General features: G+C 34.2%; 30 protein-coding genes. 4 read left to right on the top strand and 26 right to left on the bottom strand.

What is annotated here, in order from left to right; genetic code table 11:
* Positions 1-88: 88 nt before the first annotated feature.
* From nagB to IHE43_RS12830, 5 genes are all read right to left on the bottom strand, one after another.
* Positions 89-2,002, bottom strand: a complete 1,914-nt coding sequence (nagB, locus tag IHE43_RS12840; protein ID WP_192184251.1) for a glucosamine-6-phosphate deaminase — start codon at positions 2,000-2,002, stop codon at positions 89-91.
* Positions 2,003-2,225: 223 nt separating this feature from the next.
* On the bottom strand, positions 2,226-3,116 hold the full coding sequence (locus IHE43_RS23640; RefSeq protein WP_225585089.1) for a TonB-dependent siderophore receptor: 891 nt from the start codon (positions 3,114-3,116) through the stop codon (positions 2,226-2,228).
* A gap of 5 nt (positions 3,117-3,121) precedes the next feature.
* On the bottom strand, positions 3,122-3,718 hold the full coding sequence (locus IHE43_RS23635; protein WP_225585088.1) for a hypothetical protein: 597 nt from the start codon (positions 3,716-3,718) through the stop codon (positions 3,122-3,124).
* Complete coding sequence (locus IHE43_RS23630; RefSeq protein WP_225585086.1) at positions 3,628-4,638, bottom strand: TonB-dependent receptor; 1,011 nt, start codon at positions 4,636-4,638, stop codon at positions 3,628-3,630. Before IHE43_RS23630 ends, IHE43_RS23635 begins: the two co-directional genes overlap by 91 nt.
* 192 nt (positions 4,639-4,830) lie before the next feature.
* A complete protein-coding gene (locus IHE43_RS12830) occupies positions 4,831-6,045 on the bottom strand; it encodes an MFS transporter (RefSeq protein WP_192184250.1) in 1,215 nt (404 codons plus the stop codon).
* 117 nt (positions 6,046-6,162) lie between these two features.
* Here IHE43_RS12830 and IHE43_RS12825 point away from each other — a divergent pair, with 117 nt between their 5' ends.
* On the top strand, positions 6,163-7,554 hold the full coding sequence (locus IHE43_RS12825) for an IS4 family transposase (protein ID WP_225585084.1): 1,392 nt from the start codon (positions 6,163-6,165) through the stop codon (positions 7,552-7,554).
* A gap of 1 nt (position 7,555) precedes the next feature.
* Here the strand turns inward: IHE43_RS12825 and IHE43_RS12820 are convergent, their stop codons facing one another.
* The 7 genes from IHE43_RS12820 to IHE43_RS12790 form a co-directional block, all read right to left on the bottom strand.
* Entirely contained in the window at positions 7,556-8,137 is a 582-nt protein-coding gene (locus IHE43_RS12820) for a TetR/AcrR family transcriptional regulator (protein WP_192184248.1), read from the bottom strand.
* A gap of 85 nt (positions 8,138-8,222) precedes the next feature.
* Positions 8,223-9,308 carry a nitronate monooxygenase family protein gene (locus IHE43_RS12815; RefSeq protein ID WP_192184247.1) on the bottom strand — a complete coding sequence of 362 codons (1,086 nt, stop codon included), beginning with the start codon at positions 9,306-9,308 and terminating at the stop codon, positions 8,223-8,225.
* A 17-nt stretch (positions 9,309-9,325) separates the two neighbouring features.
* Entirely contained in the window at positions 9,326-9,778 is a 453-nt protein-coding gene (locus tag IHE43_RS12810) for a nuclear transport factor 2 family protein (protein ID WP_192184246.1), read from the bottom strand.
* A 1-nt stretch (position 9,779) separates the two neighbouring features.
* A complete protein-coding gene (locus IHE43_RS12805) occupies positions 9,780-10,514 on the bottom strand; it encodes an SDR family NAD(P)-dependent oxidoreductase (RefSeq protein ID WP_192184245.1) in 735 nt (244 codons plus the stop codon).
* Between the two features lie 5 nt (positions 10,515-10,519).
* Complete coding sequence (locus tag IHE43_RS12800; protein ID WP_192184244.1) at positions 10,520-10,738, bottom strand: 4-oxalocrotonate tautomerase family protein; 219 nt, start codon at positions 10,736-10,738, stop codon at positions 10,520-10,522.
* A gap of 4 nt (positions 10,739-10,742) precedes the next feature.
* Positions 10,743-11,297 (bottom strand): YceI family protein, encoded by a 555-nt coding sequence (locus tag IHE43_RS12795; protein ID WP_192184243.1) that lies wholly within the window; start codon positions 11,295-11,297, stop codon positions 10,743-10,745.
* 305 nt (positions 11,298-11,602) lie between these two features.
* Positions 11,603-12,175 (bottom strand): Crp/Fnr family transcriptional regulator, encoded by a 573-nt coding sequence (locus IHE43_RS12790; RefSeq protein WP_192184242.1) that lies wholly within the window; start codon positions 12,173-12,175, stop codon positions 11,603-11,605.
* Between the two features lie 161 nt (positions 12,176-12,336).
* Here IHE43_RS12790 and IHE43_RS12785 point away from each other — a divergent pair, with 161 nt between their 5' ends.
* Both IHE43_RS12785 and IHE43_RS12780 read left to right on the top strand, forming a co-directional pair.
* Positions 12,337-12,726 carry a DoxX family protein gene (locus tag IHE43_RS12785; protein WP_192184241.1) on the top strand — a complete coding sequence of 130 codons (390 nt, stop codon included), beginning with the start codon at positions 12,337-12,339 and terminating at the stop codon, positions 12,724-12,726.
* Between the two features lie 236 nt (positions 12,727-12,962).
* On the top strand, positions 12,963-13,760 hold the full coding sequence (locus IHE43_RS12780; protein ID WP_192184240.1) for a thioredoxin family protein: 798 nt from the start codon (positions 12,963-12,965) through the stop codon (positions 13,758-13,760).
* 342 nt (positions 13,761-14,102) lie between these two features.
* On the opposite strand, the gene IHE43_RS12775 is transcribed toward IHE43_RS12780, so the two are convergent.
* The 9 genes from IHE43_RS12775 to IHE43_RS12735 form a co-directional block, all read right to left on the bottom strand.
* Complete coding sequence (locus IHE43_RS12775) at positions 14,103-14,870, bottom strand: LytTR family DNA-binding domain-containing protein (RefSeq protein ID WP_192184239.1); 768 nt, start codon at positions 14,868-14,870, stop codon at positions 14,103-14,105.
* Positions 14,851-15,867, bottom strand: a complete 1,017-nt coding sequence (locus IHE43_RS12770) for a sensor histidine kinase (protein ID WP_192184238.1) — start codon at positions 15,865-15,867, stop codon at positions 14,851-14,853. The genes IHE43_RS12775 and IHE43_RS12770 overlap by 20 nt, the downstream gene beginning before the upstream one ends.
* A gap of 126 nt (positions 15,868-15,993) precedes the next feature.
* Entirely contained in the window at positions 15,994-16,140 is a 147-nt protein-coding gene (locus IHE43_RS12765) for a hypothetical protein (protein ID WP_192184237.1), read from the bottom strand.
* Positions 16,137-16,910 (bottom strand): thioredoxin family protein, encoded by a 774-nt coding sequence (locus IHE43_RS12760; protein ID WP_192184236.1) that lies wholly within the window; start codon positions 16,908-16,910, stop codon positions 16,137-16,139. Before IHE43_RS12760 ends, IHE43_RS12765 begins: the two co-directional genes overlap by 4 nt.
* A gap of 33 nt (positions 16,911-16,943) precedes the next feature.
* Positions 16,944-17,969 carry an alpha/beta fold hydrolase gene (locus IHE43_RS12755; RefSeq protein WP_225585082.1) on the bottom strand — a complete coding sequence of 342 codons (1,026 nt, stop codon included), beginning with the start codon at positions 17,967-17,969 and terminating at the stop codon, positions 16,944-16,946.
* 289 nt (positions 17,970-18,258) lie between these two features.
* Positions 18,259-18,678 carry an organic hydroperoxide resistance protein gene (locus tag IHE43_RS12750; RefSeq protein ID WP_192184235.1) on the bottom strand — a complete coding sequence of 140 codons (420 nt, stop codon included), beginning with the start codon at positions 18,676-18,678 and terminating at the stop codon, positions 18,259-18,261.
* Between the two features lie 103 nt (positions 18,679-18,781).
* Positions 18,782-20,065 (bottom strand): epoxide hydrolase family protein, encoded by a 1,284-nt coding sequence (locus IHE43_RS12745; protein ID WP_192184234.1) that lies wholly within the window; start codon positions 20,063-20,065, stop codon positions 18,782-18,784.
* 36 nt (positions 20,066-20,101) lie between these two features.
* Positions 20,102-20,512: a cupin domain-containing protein gene (locus IHE43_RS12740; RefSeq protein ID WP_192184233.1), complete on the bottom strand. Its 411-nt coding sequence runs from the start codon at positions 20,510-20,512 to the stop codon at positions 20,102-20,104.
* A 363-nt stretch (positions 20,513-20,875) separates the two neighbouring features.
* Positions 20,876-21,619 carry an SDR family oxidoreductase gene (locus IHE43_RS12735; RefSeq protein WP_192184232.1) on the bottom strand — a complete coding sequence of 248 codons (744 nt, stop codon included), beginning with the start codon at positions 21,617-21,619 and terminating at the stop codon, positions 20,876-20,878.
* Between the two features lie 328 nt (positions 21,620-21,947).
* On the opposite strand from IHE43_RS12735, the gene IHE43_RS12730 reads away from it, so the two are divergent.
* On the top strand, positions 21,948-22,313 hold the full coding sequence (locus tag IHE43_RS12730; protein WP_192184231.1) for a helix-turn-helix domain-containing protein: 366 nt from the start codon (positions 21,948-21,950) through the stop codon (positions 22,311-22,313).
* An 18-nt stretch (positions 22,314-22,331) separates the two neighbouring features.
* On the opposite strand, the gene IHE43_RS12725 is transcribed toward IHE43_RS12730, so the two are convergent.
* The 5 genes from IHE43_RS12725 to IHE43_RS12705 all read right to left on the bottom strand — a co-directional run bounded on the left by IHE43_RS12725 (position 22,332) and on the right by IHE43_RS12705 (position 26,502).
* Positions 22,332-22,880 carry a hypothetical protein gene (locus IHE43_RS12725; RefSeq protein ID WP_192184230.1) on the bottom strand — a complete coding sequence of 183 codons (549 nt, stop codon included), beginning with the start codon at positions 22,878-22,880 and terminating at the stop codon, positions 22,332-22,334.
* Between the two features lie 360 nt (positions 22,881-23,240).
* On the bottom strand, positions 23,241-23,510 hold the full coding sequence (locus tag IHE43_RS12720) for a hypothetical protein (protein ID WP_192184229.1): 270 nt from the start codon (positions 23,508-23,510) through the stop codon (positions 23,241-23,243).
* A gap of 41 nt (positions 23,511-23,551) precedes the next feature.
* Positions 23,552-24,895 carry a S41 family peptidase gene (locus IHE43_RS12715; protein WP_192184228.1) on the bottom strand — a complete coding sequence of 448 codons (1,344 nt, stop codon included), beginning with the start codon at positions 24,893-24,895 and terminating at the stop codon, positions 23,552-23,554.
* Between the two features lie 46 nt (positions 24,896-24,941).
* Entirely contained in the window at positions 24,942-25,715 is a 774-nt protein-coding gene (locus tag IHE43_RS12710) for a hypothetical protein (protein ID WP_192184227.1), read from the bottom strand.
* Positions 25,716-25,773: 58 nt separating this feature from the next.
* Positions 25,774-26,502: a hypothetical protein gene (locus IHE43_RS12705; RefSeq protein WP_192184226.1), complete on the bottom strand. Its 729-nt coding sequence runs from the start codon at positions 26,500-26,502 to the stop codon at positions 25,774-25,776.
* Positions 26,503-26,663: the final 161 nt, after the last annotated feature.

Raw genomic sequence — 26,663 nt, 5'->3', positions numbered from 1 at the left:
ATGCAGCCTTACCAGGGCTGCATTTTCAAATTGGTAACTAACCACCAAATAAACCACATGAAAATAGTTTATTATATTTTAAATCAATCTAGAAATAATAACGTTTAAAGGCTTCGATAGCCGAATAATCTGCTAATCCTAAAGCGTGATATTTTTCTGCTGTTAATCTGTTTCTGTCTTCTACTCGTACCCAGAATTCTCTACTGTCATCTCCCTGGAACATAACGCCGTCTTTTTGTGACTGGTGATAGAAAATAGCGTGACGTTTCTTAAGAACCTGATCAGGACTCATCGGTACTGCCATTTCAATTTGGTATGACTCCCATTCATGCCAAGCCCCTCTGTATAACCAAACCCAGCAATCATCCATATAACTGTTGTGTTTTAGTCTTTTTAAAGCTTCAAACAAACTATCCAGACACACTTTATGCGTTCCGTGCGGGTCTGCTAAATCTCCGGCTGCATAAATTTGGTGTGGTTTAATTCTTTCGATTATATCACACATAATTTCGATATCCGCTTCGCCAAGATTGTTCTTCTTTACTGTTCCGGTTTCATAAAAAGGAAGATCAAGGAAATTTACATTTGAATCCGGTAATCCTAAATAGCGGGTTGCGGCTAAAGATTCACTTCTTCTGATCAAACCTTTTAATTTTCTCACTTCTAATGAATCAATATCATTACTTTTCTTGCTTTTCAAAAAGTTGATAATATTCTCAGATTCAACTGAATTGCTATTTAATGCTTTCGAAATCTCCGCAAATTTTAAAGCCTCTTCATTCGAAACGGCAATATTTCCAGACGTCTGATAAGCGATATGAACATCGTGACCTTGTTCTACAAGTCGGTCGAAAGTTCCTCCCATTGATATAACATCATCATCCGGATGTGGACTAAAAATGATAATTCTTTTTCTCTCAGGTGTTGCACGTTCTGGTCTGTAAGTATCATCTGCGTTTGGTTTTCCACCTGGCCAGCCTGTGATAGTTTGCTGCATTTTATTAAACATTTTAATGTTTAAATGATACGCAGTTCCTTCTTCGGTTAACACGCTCGACATTCCGTTATCGTTATAATCTTTGTCGGTCAGTTTAAGGAAAGGTTTTTTGGTCAATTCGCTCAACCAGGCAACGGCTTTTAATTTTAATTCTTCTGTCCAGATTACAGATTTTACTAACCAGGGCGTTTTTACTCTGGTTAATTCTGATGAAGCTTCTGTATCTAAAACAAATGTTGTGTTATTATGTTGTTGTAAATAAGTTGCCGGAACACGAGATGAGATTTCACCTTCAATTGTCTTTTTTATAATTTCTGCTTTGCTGATTCCCCATCCTAGCAATACAATTCTTTTAGCATTTTTTACGGTCCCAATTCCCATTGTAATGGCTTTTCTTGGGACATTATCTATACCTAAAAATGAAGAAGCCGCATCAACACGGGTTAGATGATCAAGCGTAATACTTCTGGTTCCTGAATTTATGTGAGATCCCGGCTCATTGAAACCAATGTGACCTGTTCTTCCAATTCCCAAAAGCTGAAAATCAAGTCCACCGTAATCTTTAATCTTCATTTCGTAATCAATGCAATATTGCTGAAGATCTTCACTGCTAACATTTCCGTCCGGAATATTAACATTTTGAGGTAATATATTGACATGATCAAAAAGATGTTCATGCATAAAGTGCCAGTAACTCTGAATATTATTTTTATCCATCGGATAATATTCATCTAAATTGAAAGTGACCACATTCGCAAAACTCAAACCTTCTTCTTTATGAAGTCGTACTAATTCTTCGTATACTTTTACAGGAGAAGATCCTGTTGCCAAACCTAAAACACAAGGTTCATTTAGTTCTTCTTTTCTCTGAATTATATTGGCAATCTCCTGAGCTACTAATATCGAAGCTTCCTGAGACGATTCAAAAATTACATTATGAATCTTCTCAAAACGGGTTTCTTCAAACTTTCCTGCTTCTTTAAAATTGATGGTTTCTTTAATCATTTGTGTTTTGTCATTTAATTAGTCAGTATAAAATTAAATATTACATATTCTAAACAATTAAAAATTCGACAGATGACTTCTAACCTTCGGCAAAAAGCATAAAATAGAAACTTAAAGAAAATTTCCAACTGTAAGATAAAATAATAAAAGGGTTTAATTCATTACCAATGAATTAAACCCTTTTATATATATTCTGAAATAGCCTTAACAGCAATAACTAAGCTTAAAACTTAAATGTCACATTTGCAGTAACACGGGTTGGATTTTGGGCTGCAAGCCTGTATGACCAATATTTTTCATTAGTTAAGTTGTCAATTTTAAGACCAATTCTGTATTTTGGCTGATCGTAAAAAAGAGAAGCATCTAAAACGGTATAAGACGGAATTGAGAATTTGAAAGTTGTTGTATTTGTCTGATAATATTCACTTCCGTAGATACCTCCAAAACCAATTCCTAAACCTTGTGCACTACCTGTAACCAATCTGTAACTTGCCCATAAATTGGCAGTTCTCGGCGATCCTGCGGTAGTTGGCCTTAGCCCCTGAACACTTGCATTACTCTTTTCGTATTTACTGTCATTATAAGTATAACCTGCCACAATATTTAATCCTGAAATTGGATTGGCAATCAATTCGGCCTCAAAACCTTTACTCACCTGCGTTCCATCCTGAATTGAAAAATTAGCATGATCCGGGTCATCACGTGTTATATTTGTCACAGCAATGTCATAATAACTTAAAGTTGCTGATATTTTATTAAGATCAAATTTAAAACCACCTTCCCATTGATTAGCTTGATTTGGTTTGAAAGTATTACCATCAAAATCTGAACCTGAAACGTTACTAAAACCATTCATGTAATTACCAAAAGCAGCAACTTTATCTTTCACAATTTGGTAAACTACCCCAAATTTCGGTGATACCGCAGTTTGATTGTAATTTCCTGCTATCGAATCTTTACTAGGATAATACGTTCCATGATTCTCATATTTATCAATACGAACACCGCCCATTACTAATAATTTGTCCGTTACATTTAAAACATCAGAAACATAAGCGCTATAAGTATCTTCATCATTTGAAACAAAATTATTAAAAGTAGCATTTGCAAACATTGGCTCTACTTTTGGACATTAAAATTATTATAAGCATCACCCGGTTTTTTATAATCCATTGCAGGCATATTAACAATAGCATCGTTTCGGGTAGCACGCAGACTATAAAAATCAAAACCGGCTACTACCCTGTTTTTAAGTTTGCCAATATTAAATTTCCCAATAAAATTTTGCTGAATATCAGTTCCATAAAATGGTGATTCCTGATAGGTTACCTGTTGTCTTAATGTTGTAGGCGACCTCATTTGCAAAGCCACAACATAGCCATCAGACGATGATCTTGTTCTTGACAAAATAGTTTGAGACGTCCATTCATCAGACATTTTATATTTTAACTGAGCAAAAATATTGTATTGCTGACTGGTATAATTAATCGTATTATTCGCAAAAGATAATTTATAAGGCATCTCAAGTTCCTCAATACTGCTTTGTGTATTTGCGACTACAAACGGCGCAAGTCTGGTTGGCGAAGTTGCTTTGTACATACTAAATTCGGCATCAATTAACAGCGTTAATCTATCATTGATTTCATAGGAGAAACTTGGCGCAATTGAAAAGTTTTTATTGAATCCTGCATCCTGAAAGCTTCTTTCACTGTGCAAAGCCGTGTTGATTCTAAACAGAGCTGTTTTGTCTTCGTTAGTGGTGTATTAATATCAAATGTCAGTCGGTTCAAATCCCAACTTGCTGCAGAATAGGAGACTTCACCTTTAAAAGTATCAAAAGGCTTTTTGGTAACACGGTTAAATAATCCACCAAATGATGATAATGTACTTCCGAAAAGTGTTGCAGATGGTCCTTTGATAACCTCAATACGTTCTAAATTTGAAGGGTCGATTGTAGTATAGGTAAAACTTCCTACACCGTTTCTAACGACTTGCGGAGTTGGAAAACCTCTTGAAATAGAAGTGGTACGTCCCTGGTTTCTCACTTCTGCAATACCGGCTCCCGGAACATTTTTAAAAGCACTATTATAGTCTGTTACTACCTGCTCTTTCATTAATTCCTTACTTACGACGATATAAACCTGTGAGTTTTCGATGTTCTTTAAAGGCATTTTAGCAACGTCAAAACTTTCTTTTTTGGCAAAACGATTTCCTCCTGTACGGATTACAACATCTTCAAGATTCTGAACAGATGAATTTACTTTGATGTCGATTGAAACTGATGGATTCTGCTCTGTAATCTCAACAGTTTCGGTAGAAGATTCATAACCTGACATCGTAACTTCTAAAGTATATTTTCCAAAAGGAACTTTTTTAAACTCAAAATTACCCGCAGAGTTTGTTACTGCGTTTTTATTTGCTTCTATTAATTTCACAATTACACCCTGGCTGGCATTTCCGTCATTTGTAATTACACTACCGGAAATTGATCCCGTAGATAATGCCTGAGCCTGAATAGATCCGGCATTAAATAATAAAAACATCAGCAATACTAGTGCTGATGTTTCTGGTAAATCTGCTATTTTTTTATTGGAAGATTTTATAAAATCGAAAATTAATTGTAATAGTACTTTCATGTTTTATATTTATTTAAACTGATTCTAAATTAAAGCGCAAAAGAACAATATATTTCTAAATATATCAACAGCAAACCATTATTTTTTAAAAATAAATTTGGATCAAAATTTATAGAAAACACTATTTAAATTGTGCCTTAAATAATTTTATTGAATAAAAAAAGAGCCTATTTAAGCAAGCTCTTTCACTATTTATGCTCTAACAGTCGCTGCTATAACATTTCTCGATCTGTATCTATTAAAAACAAGAAAAATAAATCCCATAATAAATAGTAACGAAATGTTTGCTGTCCCAAGCAGTAATTGACTTTTAACCGCATATAAATTAACAAATCCATAGCTGAAGACGGAGCTGACCATATAAGTAGCGCCACCTGTAAGTCCGCTTGCTATACCTGTATTTTTTGAAAAACGACTTAAGCAGTATCCGTAAATAATATTAAAGATAAAACCTCCACAGACATTCAGCCCCATTGTAAAACCAATTACAGTATAGATATTACTTTCAAACTGTGCCGTAAATATCATTAGTAAAACTAACGCAAGTTGTACAGAAACCGCAATTGATACTTTTTTTGACAAAGGTTTATGAATAAGAGATTTGGCAATGATACCGCCTGTCATAACAGATAAACCGGACAACAAAGAACTATAACCTGTTGTAATTGCTGAATACCCAAATACACGTTCAATAATAAAAGGGCTTACTAAATTATAAATGACTACTAAGCCAAAACAAATACCAAGGATAACGATTCCTAATGTAAAGTCGGCAGTTTTTAACATAACTGAATAAGTTTCCGCAATAGATTTTAATTTAAACGGATGAAAATATTTTAACGATTCTCCACTATATAAAAGCTCCAGAATCAAAAAAAGTAATGATAATCCGCCAAGGAAATAAAAATTAGATCTCCAGCCAAACAAACTTTGCAAATAACCTCCTAAAAACGGAGCCATAATTGGCGCGCAGGCCCAAATAATAGAAAATAAACTGATATAGCTTTTTAATTTGTCACCTGAATACAGATCGACAAAATAAGCACGTTTCGAGACTACAATAAATGCAATTGCAATTCCCTGAATGATACGCATGGCGTATATAACATAGATATTAGGCACAAAAGCAATAACAAAACTCGTTACTGAAAATACGGCCAGTGAAGCAATACTGATTTTAAAACGCCCAAAACTATCCAATATACTTCCTATAAAAATCTGGCTTACTCCCAAACTGAACATAAAAAAGACTAATGAAAGTTGTATTGCCCCGGCTGTTACATTTAAGTCTTTTGCCATGGCAGGAAGTGATGGTAAATAAATATCTGTTGCAAACCCGGATAGCGGAATAAGTGCCAGGGCTAAAAGGGTGCTGAAACCTTTATGGTTTTCTTCTAAATTTCTCATTTTGTAAAATTATCATTAATTAAAATAGACCAATCGGTCTAAAACTGTTTAAAAAAAATAGGCTATAAAACCTACCGTCTGGACACAAATATTTTTTTTAATTATATTTGAGAAAAAGTGCAGACTAGATATTTTGAAAATTTAAAAGACAAGCGATTGTTGAATAGAGGTAATTCTATTCTCAATCGCTTGTTTGCTAATAGTATTTATTCGATAAGACAATTAGCAGAAAGTGACGCTGAAGCCAAAGCGATTTACCGATTTTTGCAAAATGATAATGTCAGTGAGGCTGATATTATAAAGAACATGTCTCTTAATTGTGTAAGCTGCGTTGAAGATAAATCTGTTTTGTGTATTCAGGACAGTAGTGAAATAAACCTTTATAATCACAGAAACAGGATCAAAAAGGATGAGTCAATTGGACTGACCAATGCTTCTGTTGGTGGACTTGGCTTTTTTATTCATCCGAGTTTTATCATAGATGCAGATACTTTAATGCCATATGGTTTTTCAGATGTGAAAATATGGAATAGAAGTCATGAACTGCCACCTAAAATGAAGACCAATACTCACAATCGTATACCCATTGAAGAAAAAGAGTCTTACAGATGGATCGATTCTTCTCTTGAAACTAAGAAAAGACTAAGTAAAGCAAAAGAAATAATCATTATTCAGGACAGAGAGGGAGATATTTTTGAACAATTTTGCCTTGTCCCAGACAGTAAAACACATTTATTGATTAGATCCCGATTTAATCGATTGTTGGGTAATAAAATCAAACTTTTCGATCATCTAAGTTCTCAGCCGCTTCAAGGGATGTACACAATTGAACTAGAAGGAGACAAAAGGAGAAATATCCAGAAAAGAACAGCTACTATAGAAGTACGCTTTTCAGAAATAACAATAGGCAAACATCAATATTCAGGTAAACATCTTCCTGATAAAATCAAGCTTTACGCTATTGAGGCAAAAGAGGTTGGAGAAAACATTGAAAACCCAATACTTTGGAGATTACTAACGACAAAGAAAGTTGAAGATCTGCAAACTGCATTACTTTGTATCCAATGGTATACCTACAGGTGGACTATCGAAGAAGTATTTAGAATTTTAAAGAAAGAGGGCTTCAACATAGAAGCTAGCGAATTATCCCAAGGCAAAGCAGTTCGTAAACTATGTCTTTTGATGCTGGAGACTATTATAAAGCTCTTTATTATGCAAATCGCCTATGGCTGCGAAGAAGAGACTGAACCCAGAAGCTGTTTTTCAGAGCAAGAAATGGAATGTTTAGAATTGCAAATCACACAATTAGAGGGTAAAACAGAAAAACTAAAAAACCCATATAAATCGTCAGATTTGAAACGATATATATGGGCTATTGCTAGATTAGGAGGATGGAAAGGTTATCTTTCAGAAAGAAAACCAGGCATCACAACCTTTTGGATTGGCCTGCAAAAATTCAATTCAGTCATGCAAGGTTGGATACTCTTTAGAGATGTGTCCAGACGGTAGGCTATAAAACATATTTTTTAAATTCATTTTTGATACTGTCCAGAACAATGTTCATTTGATCATCGTTCCCAAATACTTTACGGCACAAAATAGCACCTTCTATCAATGCGAAAGTCCTGATACTAAATTGCTCCGGATTTATTTCTGAAGACAATTCTTTATTCTGAATACCGTCTTCAACTATGTTGAAAAATCTTTTCTGAGCAGAAAGAATTGCTTTTTTTACTTGTTCTCTCATGACCGGATTTGTGTCATCGGCTTCTGTTCCAAAATTCAAAATCGGACAGCCTCCTGCCATATTTTTGTCATTGCCATAAACATCTAGCAAATTAAAAAGTTTTTCTTTTGCTGATTTACCTTTAGAAACAGCTAAATCTAATTTGGAAGCTAGTTGTGTCCTTAGATATAAAAAAGATTCCATACAGATTTCCTCTTTATTCTCAAAATTACCGTAGATACCGCCTTTGGCTAACTTTGTAGCTTCCATAATATCACTCAATGAGGTACCGGCCATGCCTTTTTTATTAATAAGAGGCGCCGACGTTTCAATTATAAATTGTCTGGTTCGTTCTGCTTTACTCATGATTCTCAATTCTAAGCTGCAAATATAGACCGAACGGTCTTTATTTTGCAACTATTTTAACTATTAATTTAAAAATGTATTTTGATTACCCTTTTAAAGCATCAAAATAAGCCGTCGTTTCTTCAATTAAAGAATGCATTAATTCACCGGCTTTTGTATGTTTTAATATAGGAGCAATTTGTCCTCCCCAAAACAATATCATATCCCATTTTTCCTGATCCAGGGCTGCTTTACGTAAGGGTGACATAAAAGTAGTTTGTAATGGAAATGGCAAAACATCAGCTTCTTTACCCATAATTTCTTTTGCAATTCTGCTGGTTAATCCACGCCCCAATCTTCCCGTGTAGGCGCGTGACAAAGTAGAATATTTTGCTGCATCCGAGAATAACATTTGTTTATGGATTGGTAACGCATTCGATTCGTCAACGGCTAAAAAAGCTGTTCCGATTTGGGCTGCACTTGCTCCCAAAGCTAATGCCGCTGCTACCCCTTTTCCGTTTGCAATTCCACCAGCCGCAATCACCGGAATTTTTACTTTCTCCCGAATTAACTGCAGCAAAACAAAAGTTCCGTTTAAAGAGCTTTCTGCCGAAGCTAAGAAGGAAGGTCGATGTCCGCCAGCTTCAAAACCTGAAGCAATTATCATATCAACACCTGAATTTTCTAAAAAAATGGCTTCGTCTAAAGTTGTTGCTGCACCAACTGTTACAATTCCTAATTTTCGGCATTGTTCTAAAACATCAGGAGGCAACGCACCAAACATAAAACTGAAAACTTTTGGACGAACATCTAATATCACTTCCAATTGATTTTCAAATCTGGATTGAAATGACGCTGGTTTCTCCGGTAACGAAATTCCAGCTTCATCAAAATAAGGCTTGAATAATGCTGCAGCTTTTTTGAATTGTTCATCGGTTAAACCGGTTCCGGGAATATCATGATCAGAAACCCAAAGATTAAGATTATAAGGTTTATCTGTTGCGGCCTTTATTTGTTTATCAATCTCAAAAATTTCCTGAGGTGTCAGTGTATAAGCACCGTAGCCGCCAAGTCCGCCAGCATTTGAAACCGTCGCTGTCAAGGCCACAGAGGATAAATTACCTCCAAATGACCCTTGTAATATTGGATATTGAATTCCTAGTAATTCTGTTGCTTTTGTATTGTACCACATGACTTTACTTTTTAAAGTTATTCACTTATATTGGTTAGTATTTTATTGACTATAAACCATTTTCCATTAATCCTATGGAAAGATAAAAAATCCCGATAATTAAACTCGTACATTTTTAAATTAATCTCCGCCATCGCAATTGAATTTACGACTTTTATGTTCAGAATTTCACCCTTAAAAGGTTTCCCTGAATCTTTCGGACTTTGTCTGTTTTTTACACCATTTAAATAAAGGTCTGCTGTTTTAAAGTATGGCTGTCCGTTTACATCTCCATAAACTAATGTTCCAGGATAAAAAATACTTTCCAATAGTATTGCATCTCCTTCATAAATACCTTTAAAATAGTAGTTTTCTATTGCGTCTGTGATGGCTAATACATCTTCGTGTTGATTTTCCATTTTGATATTGTTTTGTGCTTTTATGCCTTGGAATGTCCAAAGCATAAAAGCAGTTAATAAAATAGTTTTCATCTTAATTTAAATTATGACCAGCTGCTTTTCCACCATCAACATTGATAATTGATCCGGTAATGAAAGTACTTTTGGCAACAACGTATACCATTTCGGCAACATCATCGATTTCCCCTACTCTGTTTAATAAGTGCAGACCAGCATTCTGATCGGCTTTATCTCCGTGCATTGGCGTTCTGATCACCCCTGGAGCAACAGTATTAAAACGAATGTTTTGTTTACCGAATTCTGCTGCCAATTGAATCGTTAAAGCATGAATGGCACCTTTACTTGAAACAGGAGCCGAAGCTGGCCATCCGCCTAATCCGTGATTTACCAATGGTGTCCCGATATTAATGACAACACCATCTTTTTGTTTCAACATTTGAGGAACAACTGCCTGAGTAGTAAAATAAGTTCCTTTTAAGTTTGTAGTTAAAAATTTATCCAGATACGCTTCATCCACTTCCAAAAAGGGTTTGCTGTCAAAGATTCCGGCATTGTTCACCAATACATCTACAGAACCAAATTTTTCGATTGCGATTTTTACCAGTTGTTCACCAGTGTTTTTATCGCTGATATCTCCGGCATACATTGCCAAATTATCTCCTGCTCCAAATTCGTTATAAGCAATTTCTAATGAAGCCGGAGTCACTGAATTGATGACTACATTATCGCCTCTGTCTAAAAAATATTTAGCGATTCCTTTTCCTATACCAGATGCTGCACCTGTTACAATTATTGTTTGTTTTTTCATGATAATTATTTTTTATCGGCAGTTATGCCTTTTTCTCTTAATACTGATACTTGTTCTCCTGCATAACCCCAATCGTCTAAATCTACTTCCTGAATCACGATATGAGTTAAATGCGGATCTTTGTTTAATACTTCTGTAATCAGGTTGGTTATACCACTGATTAATTCTTGTTTTTGCTCGCGGGTTACTCCTTCGCGGGTCAATTCGATTTTTACGTAAGGCATGGCTTTAGTTTTTAGATTGTCCTGAAAATATGGCTTCGGCAGTAATATTAAAATCAAGCTCAAAGTCGTTGTAAATCAATGTATCTCCTAAATCTTTGAAGAAATTCCCTGAACGGAATCTGATGTCATATTTAGTACGATCAATAATCAATTTACCAGCAAGTTTAATTGCATTTCTATTGTTTTCAACCGTTGCTTCAAAACCAACAACGTGTGTAATATCTTTTATAGTAAGATTACCTTCAAGATAAAAAATACGGTCTGATAATTCTTTTACTGAAAGAATATCAAAAGAGGCTGTAGGAAATTTTTCGATTGAGAAAAAATCATCTGAGGCAAGATGGCCTGCGAATTGTGTATTAGTTGCCGGATCTGTTACATCCAGGATTTTAATGGAAGCTGTATCGATAACAACTTTTCCATTGCTTACTTTTCCATTGTTTAAGATGAAATTACCTTCTTTGATACCAATTGTACCATTATGAGCACCGGTAACTTTTCTACCAGTCCATTCTACGTTGCTATTTGAGCTTACGATTTTAAAATTTGTTGTTTCCATTTTTATTGTATTTAAAAGTACAATACAAAGGAACGGCGACTATAGAAATTGGTTACGTGATGTAGATCACATTCTGATTTTTGGATTTAAATGAAAAATTATACCAACTTATTTCACGCAGATTAAAAAAGATTTATACAGATTAGCGCAGATTTATTTTAACTGATCTACAAATTAAATCTGCAGAATCTGCGTGAAAAAAAAATCATTATAATCCTTTAATCTGTGACATAAAAACGGAATTTATCTTTTTAAATCTCCGTGAAACATTTTTTATTTACAGCTCCAAAAAATTAAAGCTTCTTTTACGAACTATGCAATCGGCTTAAAGTTTCTCTTGAAACACCAAGATATGCGGCAATCAAATGCTTTGGAACAAGATTATATAATTGAGGATACAATGCCAAAAGCTCTTCATAGCGTGTTTTGACATTATTATTCATAAAGGACAAAAGCCTTTTCTGAGAAGCAATATATCCTTTATTGGTACGCCAACGGAAAAAATGCTCTAGCTGATGAAATTCCCTGCATAGTTTTTCGCGATCTTCACTAGAAAGACAAAGCACTTCTGCATCTGTAATACAATCTACACTTATGGTTGCCGGCGTCTGGTTATATAAAGCAGCATAATCTGAGGCCCACCAGGTTGGCATGGCGAACTGCAATATATACATCTTGATTTCGTCATTAATAAAGAAAGCTTTCAGACAACCTGAAATTACAAAATACTCGCAATCTACTTTATCTCCTTCACTGATAATAACCTGTCCTTTTTTAAAAGACTCGCGTTTAAAATGAGAAAAGATATAACTGAATTCTTCTTCTGTTAATGAAGCCGTTTTCGCAATATGTTGTTGTAATAGTTCTTTGGCTTCCATTTAATAAACCGATTTAATTTCAAATTGTAAAGTTATAAACAAATCAACTTATTGATTGTCTATTTAAACATCGAAATTGTCCACTTCACTAAATTATCACTATTTAATGAGAGTGTTCTGACGCAAATTTGTCCTGTTTAACAACTTAAAAATTTAAAATCATGAATGCAAAAACAACAAAAATTATTTATTGGACAGGTGTTATCTTAACTTCTTTATGGTTTGGCGCCAGCGGTTTTTTTGAACTTACAACAAATCCAATCGTTTGGGGAATTACACAACAATTAGGTTATCCGGAACATTTCATTTATTTATTGGGCGTATTCAAAGTAGCAGGAGTTATCGTGTTATTAATTCCGAATAAATTATTGCGATTAAAAGAATGGGTATTTGCCGGTGTTTTCTTCGACATCACTTTCGCTTTCTTCTCAAAACTGGCTCTATTAGGTTTTTCTGCAACAACCGACGCTATTATTGCTTTTATAATGGTAAGTGTGACTTATTTCATGTTCAGAAAATTATATAGCGTTCAGTATAGTGTTAAATACTGAGGGCTTTATAAAAACGCAAAGGTCGCAAAGCTAGTAGATAGCTTTGCGACCTTCGTAAACCCTTGCGCACCTTGCGGTTAAATTCCACGTACCAATTATCTTTTTATTTCTACACCAAAGATTGAACTATTCAACTGCTATTATGGACACTTGACACTTATTAGACTTTAGAAACAGAGACTACGGTTTTACCTTTGAGGTTATTAATAGAATATGAAATTTTAAAAATAGAAATTATGAAAAATAGTATCCTGATCTTCTTTGCTATAACACTTTCCTCACTCTTCTTTTTAAATTGTTTTATGTTTCCGGAAAGCGAAATAGCCGGGACTTTTAAAACCGAAAAAGCAAAATTAGAAACAGTCAATAACAATGGTTTTGCTGTTGTAGAACTTTTTACTTCCGAAGGATGTTCGAGCTGTCCTCCTGCCGATGAATTACTGGCAAAATTACAGCGTGAAGCGGGAGAAAAAAACATTTACTTACTAGCTTACCATGTAGATTATTGGGATCGTTTGGGCTGGAAAGACCAATTTAGTTCAAACGATTTTACAAAGCGTCAACAAAAATACCAGGATTGGCTTAATTTGTTTGTGATGTATACACCACAATTCATTATCAATGGAACTACTGAATTTGCAGGTTATAATGAAACTTCATTATACGGAAAAGTTTCAGATGCCTTAGAAGCCAAAACAACGGCTGATTTAAATCTTACAGCAAAAACCAGTAAAGATTCTTTAGAAATCCATTATACAACTCATCAGTTTCAAAAAGATATTAATTTGTTTGTTGCCACGATTCAGAAGCAAGCCATTTCAAAAGTATTTCGGGGAGAAAATCAAGGCGCTACACTACAACATGTTCAGATTGTAAAACACCTTAATTCTTTTCAACTAATCAAAAAAGAAGGAAAAGTAAAGATCGTACAACCCTACAATTTCAACTCAAAAGATTTTGAAATAATTGGTTTTATTCAAAATACCACAACGGGAAAAATCTCCATAAGCACAAAAGCTGATCTACATTTATAATTTGTTTTTTCTTACCAATTAGCGTAGATAATTTATTAGCCACAGATTAGAAGATTAAAAAGATTAATCACTATAATCTGTGAAATCTGTGGCATCTTAAATGAAAAAATTATCTATTCTCTAACCATCTCAAAAATGCAGTGGCTTTCTCTTTTTCCTACCAGTAATTTTTCTTCCTTCGGGATGGTTAACTTCGAAGATGTGAAAAATTTTAACCGCAAAGTACACAAAGAATTACGCAAAGGTCGCAAAGTTAACATTTAGCTTTGCGACCTTTGCGTAATTAAAAAGTACTCTACTTCAAAAAAAACTTTGTTCTTTGCGGTTAAATTCAACGTACAGTTATCTGTTTTCCAACCAGCTCAAAAATGCTGTGGCTTTCTCTTTTCCTACCAATAATTTTTCTTCTGTTGGAATGGTTAATTTGATGATTAATTTACGGGAGAAATAATGTTCTGCTTCTCTTATTGCTGCGAAATTCACCAAATATTGTCTGTTGATTCTAAAGAATTGTGTTGGCGATAATAGTTTATGAACCTCATCCAGGGATTGCGTAATTTGATACTCAGTTTTATCAAAACACATAATTGTCGGGGTTTCATTTTTAATATAAAACAAGGCAATATTCTCTGTTAAAACGGTTTGGTATTTATTGTTTTTAAAAACCAAAAAACTGCTTTTTCCTTTATTTTCGCCAGTTCGAGTTAATAAGTACTCGAAATCCGGCATCATTTTTTTATTTCTCTGGAAGAAATTCTTTAGTTCGGCTGCTTTTTTAATAGCCTGAGCTATACTTTCTCTTGAGAATGGTTTTAATACATAATCGATTCCGTTTGATTTAAAAGCTTCAATAGCATAATCATCAAAAGCGGTACAAAATATTACAGGGGATAAAACGGCAACATTCTTGAAAATCTCAAAACACAAACCATCTGCCAGCTGAATATCCATAAAGATAAGATCAGGCTGATCATTTTCTAACAGATAGCTCACGGCTCCGTCTATGCTTTGTATATACGACAAAATTTGAGTATCTGGTCTGATGCTCAAAATTAGCTGGCCAAGTGCTTTGGCTGTTTTTACTTCATCCTCAATTATTATGATAGTCATAGATCATTGGTATTTTTACTTTAAAAATAGTTTCGGTTTTGTCAATTTCAATTTCCTTATGAATCAAATGCATAAAGCGCTGATTGATATTGTCAAGACCAACACCTGTTGACAAAACACCTCTTTTGAGCTGTATTGGATTTTCAATAACTAAAAAGTCATTTTCAGAATATAATTTAATCTGCAACGGTTTATCCAAAGAAACCACATTGTGCTTAATGCAATTTTCTATCAATAATTGCAAAGTAAAAGGCGGAATAGCCGAATCATATTGTTTTTGATCGACTTCATTTATTAAAACGAATCCGTCTTCAAAACGCGCTTTCAGCAAATAGACATAAGAATCTAATATTTGAAGTTCTTCTTTTAGAGGTATTAAATCTAATTTTCGACTTTCGAGTGTAAATCGGTAAAAATCAGATAATTTCAGAATAAAATCAGCACTCTGCGGATCCTGAATTTCTACCATCGATTTCAACGTATTCAGACTATTAAACAAAAAATGCGGATTGACCTGCTGTTTCAATAGTTCGTACTGTGCTCCCAAATTTACAGCATGAGTACGTTCGAGTTCAACTCCCATTTGTTGTGTCTGATAATTTTGAAAAAGCAAATGCAAAAACATATAAACGATCAAATTGATTAAAATACCGCGCAACTCGAACATAATTGGGGCATCCATTTTAGAAATTTGAAAAAGCTCCTGGTGTCCAATTACAAGGATAACCATAACTGCTATACCAAGGATAACACTCAATAAAAGTTTCCAGTTGAATAATTTTGTATTCGTACGTTGCGACGAAAATTTAGGCAGGCTGTAAATATTGTAATACCAAATAAAAACAGAGAACATCAACGTAATTGAAGAATTGATTACAATATCTCCCGGAGTCGAAACGCCGTCAAATAATTTTGGTATTGAAGCAAGAATCGCCAATGCTATAGAACTTCCCCAAATCACCTTTTGGGAAACGCGAAAGTTTTTTACTTTTTCCATATTTTTTTATGTGTTTTTAGATCTCGCTTTGTCAAAGATAGGATATTTTGAAAAGGATTTTTTAATGACGGAAAAAATCGGAATAAAATATTTTATCCGATTTCATCCTCTTTCTAAATTAAAATTTTAGAGCCAAAGTGCTTTGTTTTCCTGCATTAACTGCATGATGTTTTCTTTTATAATAAGATCATTTTCATGACGCTTTAAATTATTACTGCGTTTTACTTTTGTCGTTTTACTGCAATAGGTTAAGCTTAAGAATAGCGTTTTCATAAGATAGAAGATGGTTTAAAAATAGCTCTTGTTGCTCCCGAAATAGTACCATTATTTTTGTCCTGAACAAAACCAATCACTTCAAAATCTTTTTCACTAAAACTTTTTGGCAAATGAATAGAAACTGATCCTTTTTTATCTTTCAAACTTACTGAATGTAAATGATGTACAATTTGATAATGTGATAAAACGCGATTTGCATTTTCCCCTCTTTTTACATTAGTTTTAGCTGCTTTTTGAACAATTGCAATTAGTAAATTGCTGTTTTTAAAAGTTCCTTCGATATTATAATTTACATTAAGATTATTAGTGGTCTGGCTCGCTTCCAAAGATAAATCGGTCGTAACAGGTTTTGAAAGCGCTGATTTGATTCCGTTTCTAACCATCGTTTCCTGTGAAGCAATATAATCTGCTTTTCCGTTTACAATTAGCTGTGGCGTATAAATTGGTTCTTTTCCCAGAAATTTTGTATAATCATATTGTCTTTGGGTATAATCTGCATTACTAAAAACATCTTTCCAGCCCTGTCTGTCCCAATAATCGACATGATATGCTAAAACATAAACATTGTCGTCTTTATATTCATTTTGGATCCTTCCCATCAATTCATCTGCAGGCGGACAGCTTGAACAGCCCTCAGAAGTATATAATTCTAAAAGTGCAAAACCTTTCTGAGTAGTACTATTTTTATTATTCTGACCGAAAGAATTTATCACTATTAGTGAAAATAGTGCAACAAAAAAACGGGGTATTAATTTTATCTTTTTCATGATATTGAGTTTTAGATTTTAGATTATTGAATTTTATTTTTTAAAGGCATCCACATCAATAATTGCCTGTGCAAATGCTTTTGGATCTTCCTGAGGTACATTGTGTCCGATGCCTTTTAGGATTCGATGTTCGTATTTACCGGTGAATTTGTCTGCGTACGCTTTTCCATCCGCGAAAGCGCCATCAAAATCACTTGCAATTGTAATCGTCGGAACTTTAATTACCGGTCTTGTTGCCAAATGTTTTTCTAAACTATCGTATTTAGATTCTCCTGCTTCAAGAGATTGTCTCCATCTGTAATTGTGAATTACGATTGCTACGTGATCCGGATTATCAAAAGACTGAGCCGTTTGATCGTAAGTTACTTTGTCGAATTTCCACAATGGAGAAGCTATTTGCCAAATTTGTTTATTAAACTCGTAGGTATTTTGAGCGTATCCTAATTTCCCTCTTTCTGTAGCGAAGTAATATTGATACCACCATCCTAATTCTGCTTTTGGAGGCAATGGTTTTAAATTAGCTTCAAGATTTACTACCAAATAACCGCTAACTGAAACCAATCCTTCTAAACGTTCCGGCCAAAGTGCCGCCATAACTACAGCTGTTCTTGCTCCCCAGTCAAAACCTCCAATAACAGCTTTATCAATTTTAAGTACATCCATCAAGGCAATAATATCGGTTGCTAACGCTGCTTGTTGTCCGTTTCTAAAAGTATCTTTTGATAGAAAAGTTGTAGTTCCGGATCCTCTTAAATAAGGTGTGATTACTCTGTAGCCTTTTGAAACTAAAATCGGAACCACTTCATTATAGCTATTAATGTCATAAGGCCAACCGTGAAGCAGAATTACTGGTTTTCCGTTTGAAGGTCCGGCTTCAGTATAACCTACATTTAATAAACCGGCGTTGATTTGTTTTAATGTTCCTAAAGAAGGGTTCACTTCTATTTGTTTTGCTGATTGCGCATTAATCACTGTTGCTACGAAAAGGACTGCGATTAAAACTAATTTTGAAATTGCTGTTTTCATTGTGTTTCTGTTGATATTAGATATTGTTTTCATAATTTCTGATGTTTTAATTATTTGATTATTAGTTAATTTCTTCGTCAAAAGTATGTCGACAATAGTCCTTATACAATCAGAAAATAGCTCAAATGGACAAAGTAAAAGGTGAAATGGACGGGCATAAAGTTGAAGTTTTATGCTTGATTGGGTATGAGATTACAACAAACTCTAATTGATAATAGAATAGAGATAAAAGACCGATAAATCGTAAAACAGACATCTTAACTAAAGAAAAAAGGCCCTGTTCCAAAAATTGGAATCAGGACCTTTTTAGAAAATCTATTTATTAGATAAGATTATACTCTGTTTTAATATTGCCTTTTATAGCTTTAGAGTAAGGACAAGTTTGTGATGCACCTTCTATAATACTTTTGGCTATTTCAGGATCTAAGCCTGGCAGGCTAATGTTTAAACGTGCCTGTAACGAATACCCATCATCACCTGAAACTAAGTCAACCTCTGTACTAACGTAATGTCCTGCAGGAAGCCCCACTTGCAAATTTGCTGCCGCTTTTCCCATCGCTCCAATAAAACAAGCTGACCAGCCTGCTGCGAATAATTGTTCCGGATTAGTACCCGGACCTGTAGAGCCCGGAGTTGAAAGTTTGATATCTAATTTACCATCTGAACTGCGAGATTCGCCTGTTCTACCCCCTGTTGTGTGCGTTACAGCTGTGTAAAGCACTTTTGAATTGTTTGTTTCCATTTTTGTGTTTATTAAAATTATTGTTTGTTTTTAAGATTCTGAGGTACTAAGGTTCTAAGGTTCTGAGATAAAAATCTTGTATCTTAGCCACTTAGCATCAAAATTATCGAAGTGTTTTGAATGCAAGGCGTAATTCTGCTGTAAACAATTGTGGTTGTTCCCATGCTGCGAAATGTCCGCCTTTATCAACTTCGTGAAAATAAATTAGGTTTTTGAATGCTTTGCGTGCCCAGGTTTCTGGTGACGTGAAGACGTCTTCCGGAAATACTGTAATTGCAACCGGTAATTTAATCTGATCGGTCTTCATTGAAGCCGAACTAACGATCTCGATGTTTCTGTTTTCCCAATAAATTCGTGATGCAGAAGTTGCACTGTTAGTAAGCCAGTACAATGAGATATCATCCAAAACTTCATCTCTGGTAGGCGATTGTTTAGAATCTGTACCATAAGACCAATTAGCAAAACCAGGATGTAAAAGAAGCCATGCTGCAAGACCGGCAGGAGAATCATTAAGAGCGTAACCCACTGCTTGCGGTCTTGTGGTCATTGTCATTTTATAAGTAAAATCACCACCTCTGATTGATTTACTCAGATGATCAAAAGAAGCACGTTCCTTTGCAGAAAAACTTTCCGGAGCTATTCCACTTCCTAGAGCCTTTCCGGCTTCTGTTGGTAATGTTGCCGGTAAGTTGCTGTGAATACCCAGTAATCCTTTTGGTGTTTGTAATGCCATAGAATTTACAATCCCAGCTCCCCAATCTCCCCCTTGTGCAACATAGTGTTTATACTCCAAACGATTCATCAACACTGCCCATGCTTTTGCAATTCGGTCAATATCCCATCCTGCTTCTGTTGGTTTTCCTGAAAATCCAAATCCTGGTAATGATGGTATGATCACATCAAAAGCATCTTCCGCTTTTCCTCCATAAGCGACTGGATTAGTTAAAGGTCCGATAACATTTATAAATTCAAATACTGATCCCGGCCATCCGTGACTTAGAATAAGGGGCATTGCATTTTTTTCTTTAGAGCGCACATGAATGAAGTGAATATCTACACCATCAATTTTTGTTATAAACTGTGGATATGCATTTAGTTTAGCCTCTGCTTTTCTCCAGTCGTAACTTGTTCCCCAATAGTGTACTAAATCCTTCATTTTAGAAAGATTTGCTCCCTGAGACTGATCAGTAACAGTTTCTTTTCCTGGCCATTTCGTATCCTGAATGCGTTCTTTAAGATCTTGCAAATCTGCATTCGAAATATTTACGCGATACGGACGAATTGCCTCATCTGTTTTATTTTTTTCTTGTGCTGTAACTTCGCTCAACACTAGCGCGAATAGTATTACCCATAAGGTATGAGCAATGATTTTTACTGTATTTTTCATTTTGTATCTTTTTTATTTTTTTTGTTGTTAAATGTTTTATTTTTTTAGTACAAAAATCGGCTTCCCTTTTTCTACAATATAAGTTGCCAGTTCTGAAGCTTTTACATTACTATTATTTCTTGCTGAATGAATTACGCCTGCCGGAATAAAAAGTACTTCTCCTGCTTTTAGTGTTACAGGCTTATCCTCATTGATCTGATATTCTAATGAACCTTCAAGTACATAAATAACTTCTTCACCCGGATGAGAATGTTTACCGAAAGCAGTATGCGGTTCAAAATCAATTCTCGCCTGTAACGTTTCGTGTCCTGCAATACTAAGATCATGTTGTTGTAAATTGGTACGTTTTATTCCTGATTGTTGTGCCGAAACACTGCCTGAAATAATTAATGCAAAAAAGCTTAGAATAGTGATTGCATTTGATCTGAAATTTTTATTTGTTTTCATATTATTTGATTATTAAATTGTTTGATTATCAGTTAATTTCTTCGTCAAAAGTATATCGACAATCCTGTTTACGAAATCAAAAAATAGCTCAAACGGACAAACTAAGAAGGGAAATGGACAGAGAGAAATGCGAGATTTGAAATGCTTTGCTATTTAACCGCAAGGGACGCAAAGTTTTTTTTAGCAGGGTGTTCTAAACACGTAAAGATCGCAAAGCTATGCAGAATAACTTTGAGACTTAATCGCAAAGACTGCAAGGATTTTTTTAAAGTAGTGTTTTATAAAAACGCAAAGATCACAAAGCTATGGAGAATAACTTTGCGACCTTTGCGTAAATCCTTGCGCACCTTGCGGTTAAACCTTTTAAGCTAAAACCATTCCGCCGTCCATAATAAAATCGGCACCGGTGATGAATTTTGAAGCTTCACTACTTAAATGCGAAACCATTTTTGCAACATCCTCTGAAGTTCCCATTTGTTTTAGGGGGATTTTATCAACTACAACATCCATAATTGATTTTACGGTTTCTTCATCTAAACCTACTTTTTTCATTACTTCTGTTTCTGTCGGGCCAGGGCTAACTGAATTTACTCTGATTTTTCTTGGCGCTAATTCCACGGCCGCTATTCTCATTACTGCATTAAGAGCCGTTTTACCTGAAGAATAAATGGAAGATCCGGCTCCACTCATACTGGCTGTATTAGAAGAAAGAAATACTACGGATGCACCATCTTTCAAGATTGGAATAAATCGGCTAAGGGTAAAATAAGCTCCTTTTAAATTGATATTCATGATATCATCATATAAGGTTTCTGTTGCCTGTTCAATTGTTCCCAAACCGGCTATTCCGGCATTAATGAAAAGAATATCAACTTGTCCAAAATCCTCTTTTACTTTTGAAGCCAGGTTTTCAATGTCTGAAACACGGGATTGATCCGCAACAATGGCATGCACTCCTAAATCTGAAGCTGCTTTTTCAATTGCTTCTTTTCTTCTTCCGGTAATGATAACCGTTGCGCCTTGCTCTTTAAATTGTTTTGCTGTTGCGTAACCAATTCCGCTATTTCCTCCGGTAATTACAGCAACTTTATTTTTTAAATTGTCCATTATTTATGTTTTTAAATTAACGATACAAATTTAAATCTGAAAAGACATTGTTTTATCAGCGGTATCATGGAGTATACTGCGGTGTGTGTTTTTCACCATATAAGTTATATAAGTTCATACAATAGTGCTTGTTTAGCAACCTTATGTAGCAATCGAGATCATATAAGAGAATAGTAATGAGTTTTTAACACTTAAACTAAATGCGATAAAAATCCAGCTTAAATGAGCTTATCCGCAAAGATTAGTCAAACTAAACACACAGTTTAAATGAACTTATATAACTTATATGGTGAAAAAAAAAAAATATCTTAGTGTTAAAATACTACGAATGGCGAGAAATCAGAAAGAAGAATTTCAGGCGCTTCAGGATACTTTATATGTTTTGGGAGGGAAATGGAAATTGCCTATTATCAACTCCATTTGTAATGGAAATACCCGATTCAAGGAAATTCAGCAAAGTATTCCCGGAATTACGTCACGTATGCTTTCGAAAGAATTAAAGGATATGGAACTCAATAATCTGGTTAAACGAACGGAAGACCATGATGCAAAAGTGCCCATACTTTATGAATCGACTCCCTATTGTAAATCTTTTGGGCCAATAATTACCGAAATGATCAATTGGGGAATATCGCATCGGGAACACATTCGGAATAATGAAAATACTTCTTTGGTAAAAAAAATAAAGCCCTGAAATTTCAGGGCTTTATTTTTATTTTTTCTTTTTCGATTTTGATTTCGATTTTTTAGCTTTCTTTTTAGCAATTTTTTTCGCCTTAGCTTTATCTTTTGCTTTTTTTGCTTTGGCTTGCTTTTTAGCTTTTGCTTTTTGTTTTGCCTTTTTAGCTTTCTCTTTCTTTTTATCCTCTTTCGCTTTTTCTTTTTTCTTAGCTACTTGTTTTTTCTTTTTTGCTTTTTCTTTGTCCTTGTCTTTTGCGTCTTTTTCTTTCATCTTTTTCTTCTTCGTTTTATTTATACTATTATTTTCATCTTCTGAAACAATTTCTTCAGTTTCTTGCGAAACATCAGCAGAAACAACTTCTTCTTTTTTTTCTATCACTTTTGGTGTTGAAACTGGTGCTTTTCTTACAGGTTTTTTAGCTGTAACAATAGTCTTTGGCTTTGCTGGTTCTTTTGGTTTTGAATCAGCTACTTCAGTTTTTTCATTGTCAGAAGCAATTTCATTTTTAAGAGTTTGCTCACTGGCTTTTAAACTATCATTTTCAGAATTCTCATTTAATTCATTTTCTTTTTCTTTCATGTGCAGATATATTTATTAGAGTGAAATTTTAAATAATTTCCAATGTTACTTTTGTTTTAACTTAATGTTAATTAATTATTAACAAATATACCGTTAAAAACAACATCCCAATGTTAAGTTTTGCTTCAGAGTAAAAACTTAACATTGGAAATAAACAGAATGAAAAAAGGATAGGGAATTGACAAAATTTTTAAAGTATCCGAATTAAAAATGGCTTTACATCAAATTTAAAAACAGCTATAAAAATCAATACCAGTTATTAAGAAATAAAGTATATTAAAAGTATCGTATTACTTAAAAACCAATTAAAATAAAACCCGTTGTAAAATGTTTGCTACAACGGGTTTTATTTTATACTAATTAAACAAAAATGGGAATCAATTTTCGGAGGCACCTATTAATAATACTTCGTGTTGATTTCTTTTTGAGTTCATATTGTTTGGCACAATTTTCAAGCTCAGCAAATAATATTTGAAATTTATCGTAGAGCGCATCGAGTTCTTCCATGGCTCGTCGTGTATTAGCATCTTCGTTTTCCTCTACTTTATTCCTGGAAATTGCAGACATCTGTTCGAATTTGCGGAATGCAGCCAGCAAAATCCGATGCTCTGAAGAATTTATTCCTTGCATAATTAGATATTATACTATAAAAAATTAAAAACATTTTTAATTTAACGTGCAATCAGCAACGGATCTGCATCGATATAAATTTTAGAAAGTGGTAATGATCTTGATGTTGCAGTTTTCATTTTACTTGTATTTCCTGAAATTGAATTAATGGCTGTACTTAACAAAATTTCAGAGCGATTGCCTAAAGGAAAAATTTCAGGATTGCGAAGTTCATCAACAGCTACTGATGGGTATATTCCGCCTGAATAATTACCTTCGTGTCTGGCGTTGAATAATTTATAAATAGATGGATATAAAATCCAGCCTTTAGTATTTGGAATCCTATCGTCTTCAATAGGAAACCCCGCCACATCTTTACCAACGGTTTTCTCGCCTATTGTAATGACATTCATAAAAGGACGAAGATTGTTAATCATTATTTCTGAAGCAGAAGCAGTATGTTTTCCGCATAAAATATAGACGCTTTTAATATTGGGATGCACATTTTTAAGCAGATCAAAACTTACATTGCTTTCATTACTTTGTAAAGCCTGCTGAAAAGATTGTTTGACAATACCTCCGTTTTCGTTTCCTTCAAATTGTATAAAAAGATCGTTTGATTTTATATTAGGTGCCAAAATTATGCTTAATGCTGTTGCAGAAGATATATCTCCGCCTCCATTATATCTCAAATCTAAAATTAATTCTGTTATATCTTTATTTTTTAATTCCTGAAAAATCTGCAGAAACAATGTTGCCTGACCAACATCAAAATGAGGGATTTCTACATAACCTATTTTAATATTATTAGCTGTAATTATTTTATTAAGAACAGGCTGAGAAAATGAAAAACCTTGCAATAAAGAAACTTGTTCCGGTTTTGAAAAGCCCATTTCTTCTGAATAGGAAACTACCATCAGATCTAAATGGGTTGCTGTTATCATATTTTTGTAAATCTGCTCATAATTATTTATACTGAGTTCAACGCCATCAATTTCAGTTATTAATTGTCCTCGTAATAATCCGTTATTTTTAGCAGGAGAATCATACAATGCATATAATATTACTCCGTAAATTTTGTTTTGATAAGCTACAAAAGAAATATCAAACCCAAAATTCCTTCTTAAACTTTTTGGTGCAGTTTCCGGCAAATTAGGATGTAAAGCATATGAATAAACATCGTCCTCGTGTAGTAATCTTCCAAAATATTCTTTTGGATTTATTGATAAATTCCCCTGATCAGGCATTGTTTCATTCCATTTATAATATTTTTTCATTTGATCATACATCCAGTCATTTACGTATTTATTTGAACCTTCTTCGTATACTTCCGGCCTGTCATCAACTTCACAGGAAAGTACTAATAGTGCCAGAAAAAGTATTTTAATAAGAGAAGAATATTTCATTTTTTACTTTTAAAATTAATGGACATACACTCTTATCATAATTCAATTAGAAAGAAAAAAAATCTACCAGATTCAAAGTTGCATCAATACCCGAAAATTGACCATTATCTGCCTTTTTTTCATCCAGTACAATCAATCTTGATTTGTTTTTTGTCATCAACATAGTAACAAAAACCTGCTTTCCGGCTATATAAGATTCTGTTGTGCCGTGTTTCACCAATTCCATTTTTATAACTGGAGGCAGCGAAGCAGGAAATTCAACAAAACTGCTGTATTGATCTTTCCCTATGTTTTTTGCTACAGCGATTGTTTCGCCGCTCAATTTTCGAATAATGCCGTCTAAATTTCCACTATACCCGCTGGCTGAATAACGATTAACGGTGGGAAAAATAAATTTGAATCCCGCATTTCCGGTCGATGTTAGCAGTCCGGGTTTTGTGGACAAGACCTTATCAACCCATAAATCTTTTTTGGTATAAAACGAAATCGTATCTATGTCTTTTTCATTTCCTATTTGATAGGAATGCAAAATTTCTTTGGTTCTTTTATTTGTAATCACAACATTTTTGGGCTTATTTTCATAGATCACAAAATCATAATCTTTGACAATATTTTTGACGAATGCATCCTGCTTTCCAATTTTTATTACTTTGCCATCAACAGCAATCTGAATAGAATCCCGCCTTGCATTATAACCTCTAATCACTAACTTACCAGGTTCTTGCTGTTGGTAATAAGGCACTAATTCGTCATTTGCGCATGACCCTAAAAAGAGAAGCGCCATTAAAGGAAAAAGTATTTTAACAATCTTGTTTTTCATTTTATATATGTAATGGGCAACTGTTTTGCTCTGCGGCTAAAACAATTACTGATTTATTTTACTTTTTGATAAATTTAAACTTCGGTGCTTTTTTCGAAATACCATTTTCTAAAAGTGCTCCGGCAGTAATCCATATTTTGTCAATTTCATAGCCAATAAATGTCACGTTTGCATTTACTAGTGAAATATAAACTTGGGTTTTACCAACAAATTCTGAAATATCTACTGTGTAATCTTTAAACTCTGCATCGAACATTGTTTCTCGCTTTAAATGTATTGTAGCCAAAGGTTTAAAAGTTGCTGGATCCGGTGATGTTGAACCATATACTAATAAATCCTGCGGGCCATCATAAATAGAAGTTTGCGCATTAATAATTAATTCTATTTTTCCTGAGTAATACGAAAGGTCAATTGGCGCTGTTGTAGCCCAATTTTCTTCCATTACACCAAGCGGTGCACCATTACTAAGATCTATATTATATGTTCCTAAAATATTTATAGTACCCTCGACTACAGCACCGGTACTTTGGTCTAATTGAATATTTTTTCTGGCAATCCAGCTGCTATTATTTCCATCCTTATCCAGAAAAACCCAATCAGAAACGTCTCCATCCTCAAAATCGTCTTCCCAAATTGTAAAACTCCCCTGTACAGGATCTACTTCTTCAGGGTATTCAGGGTCAGGATCTACAGGTTTTGGAGTACCAGTAGAATCGTTAAAAGGATCATCATTTTGACAAGAACTCACAATCAGAATTATGAGTGCGAATAAATAAAAATTTTTCATAATAAATTAATTGTTGCATTTGCTGCTATTAAACCACGTTATTGGAGAGGGCAGCAAAATTCCTTTCCTTAGGTCTCTCTATATCGTTTTTGGTAAATACTTTTATATAAACTTTTCCGCTTTACCACCAGAGGTTTACGTTTAATCTATCCGACAAAGCC

This window comes from Flavobacterium sp. MDT1-60 (assembly GCF_014844035.1).
In the GTDB taxonomy this organism is placed as follows: domain Bacteria; phylum Bacteroidota; class Bacteroidia; order Flavobacteriales; family Flavobacteriaceae; genus Flavobacterium.
The sequence above is the reverse complement of the archived record's forward strand: the minus strand, read 5'-3'. Positions and strand labels throughout refer to the sequence as shown.

Excerpts from the sequence above, each read along its gene's own strand:
- IHE43_RS12795 (WP_192184243.1), bottom strand. The coding sequence starts at position 11,297 with ATGGAAACAACAAATTTTAAAATCGTAAGCTCAAATAGCAACGTAGAA.
- IHE43_RS12805 (WP_192184245.1), bottom strand. The coding sequence starts at position 10,514 with ATGAAAAAACAAACAATAATTGTAACAGGTGCAGCATCTGGTATAGGA.
- IHE43_RS12820 (WP_192184248.1), bottom strand. The coding sequence starts at position 8,137 with ATGAGTAAAGCAGAACGAACCAGACAATTTATAATTGAAACGTCGGCG.
- IHE43_RS12730 (WP_192184231.1), top strand. The coding sequence starts at position 21,948 with ATGGCGAGAAATCAGAAAGAAGAATTTCAGGCGCTTCAGGATACTTTA.
- IHE43_RS12750 (WP_192184235.1), bottom strand. The coding sequence starts at position 18,678 with ATGGAAACAAACAATTCAAAAGTGCTTTACACAGCTGTAACGCACACA.
- IHE43_RS12710 (WP_192184227.1), bottom strand. The coding sequence starts at position 25,715 with ATGAAAAACAAGATTGTTAAAATACTTTTTCCTTTAATGGCGCTTCTC.
- IHE43_RS12780 (WP_192184240.1), top strand. The coding sequence starts at position 12,963 with ATGAAAAATAGTATCCTGATCTTCTTTGCTATAACACTTTCCTCACTC.
- IHE43_RS12800 (WP_192184244.1), bottom strand. The coding sequence starts at position 10,738 with ATGCCTTACGTAAAAATCGAATTGACCCGCGAAGGAGTAACCCGCGAG.
- IHE43_RS12790 (WP_192184242.1), bottom strand. The coding sequence starts at position 12,175 with ATGGAAGCCAAAGAACTATTACAACAACATATTGCGAAAACGGCTTCA.
- IHE43_RS12725 (WP_192184230.1), bottom strand. The coding sequence starts at position 22,880 with ATGAAAGAAAAAGAAAATGAATTAAATGAGAATTCTGAAAATGATAGT.
- IHE43_RS12715 (WP_192184228.1), bottom strand. The coding sequence starts at position 24,895 with ATGAAATATTCTTCTCTTATTAAAATACTTTTTCTGGCACTATTAGTA.
- IHE43_RS12770 (WP_192184238.1), bottom strand. The coding sequence starts at position 15,867 with ATGGAAAAAGTAAAAAACTTTCGCGTTTCCCAAAAGGTGATTTGGGGA.
- IHE43_RS12785 (WP_192184241.1), top strand. The coding sequence starts at position 12,337 with ATGAATGCAAAAACAACAAAAATTATTTATTGGACAGGTGTTATCTTA.
- IHE43_RS12735 (WP_192184232.1), bottom strand. The coding sequence starts at position 21,619 with ATGGACAATTTAAAAAATAAAGTTGCTGTAATTACCGGAGGAAATAGC.
- IHE43_RS12775 (WP_192184239.1), bottom strand. The coding sequence starts at position 14,870 with ATGACTATCATAATAATTGAGGATGAAGTAAAAACAGCCAAAGCACTT.
- IHE43_RS12720 (WP_192184229.1), bottom strand. The coding sequence starts at position 23,510 with ATGCAAGGAATAAATTCTTCAGAGCATCGGATTTTGCTGGCTGCATTC.
- IHE43_RS12760 (WP_192184236.1), bottom strand. The coding sequence starts at position 16,910 with ATGAAAAAGATAAAATTAATACCCCGTTTTTTTGTTGCACTATTTTCA.
- nagB (WP_192184251.1), bottom strand. The coding sequence starts at position 2,002 with ATGATTAAAGAAACCATCAATTTTAAAGAAGCAGGAAAGTTTGAAGAA.
- IHE43_RS12705 (WP_192184226.1), bottom strand. The coding sequence starts at position 26,502 with ATGAAAAATTTTTATTTATTCGCACTCATAATTCTGATTGTGAGTTCT.
- IHE43_RS12815 (WP_192184247.1), bottom strand. The coding sequence starts at position 9,308 with ATGTGGTACAATACAAAAGCAACAGAATTACTAGGAATTCAATATCCA.
- IHE43_RS12745 (WP_192184234.1), bottom strand. The coding sequence starts at position 20,065 with ATGAAAAATACAGTAAAAATCATTGCTCATACCTTATGGGTAATACTA.
- IHE43_RS12740 (WP_192184233.1), bottom strand. The coding sequence starts at position 20,512 with ATGAAAACAAATAAAAATTTCAGATCAAATGCAATCACTATTCTAAGC.
- IHE43_RS23630 (WP_225585086.1), bottom strand. The coding sequence starts at position 4,638 with ATGAAAGTACTATTACAATTAATTTTCGATTTTATAAAATCTTCCAAT.
- IHE43_RS12765 (WP_192184237.1), bottom strand. The coding sequence starts at position 16,140 with ATGAAAACGCTATTCTTAAGCTTAACCTATTGCAGTAAAACGACAAAA.
- IHE43_RS12810 (WP_192184246.1), bottom strand. The coding sequence starts at position 9,778 with ATGAAAACTATTTTATTAACTGCTTTTATGCTTTGGACATTCCAAGGC.
- IHE43_RS23640 (WP_225585089.1), bottom strand. The coding sequence starts at position 3,116 with ATGTTTGCAAATGCTACTTTTAATAATTTTGTTTCAAATGATGAAGAT.
- IHE43_RS12755 (WP_225585082.1), bottom strand. The coding sequence starts at position 17,969 with ATGAAAACAATATCTAATATCAACAGAAACACAATGAAAACAGCAATT.
- IHE43_RS12830 (WP_192184250.1), bottom strand. The coding sequence starts at position 6,045 with ATGAGAAATTTAGAAGAAAACCATAAAGGTTTCAGCACCCTTTTAGCC.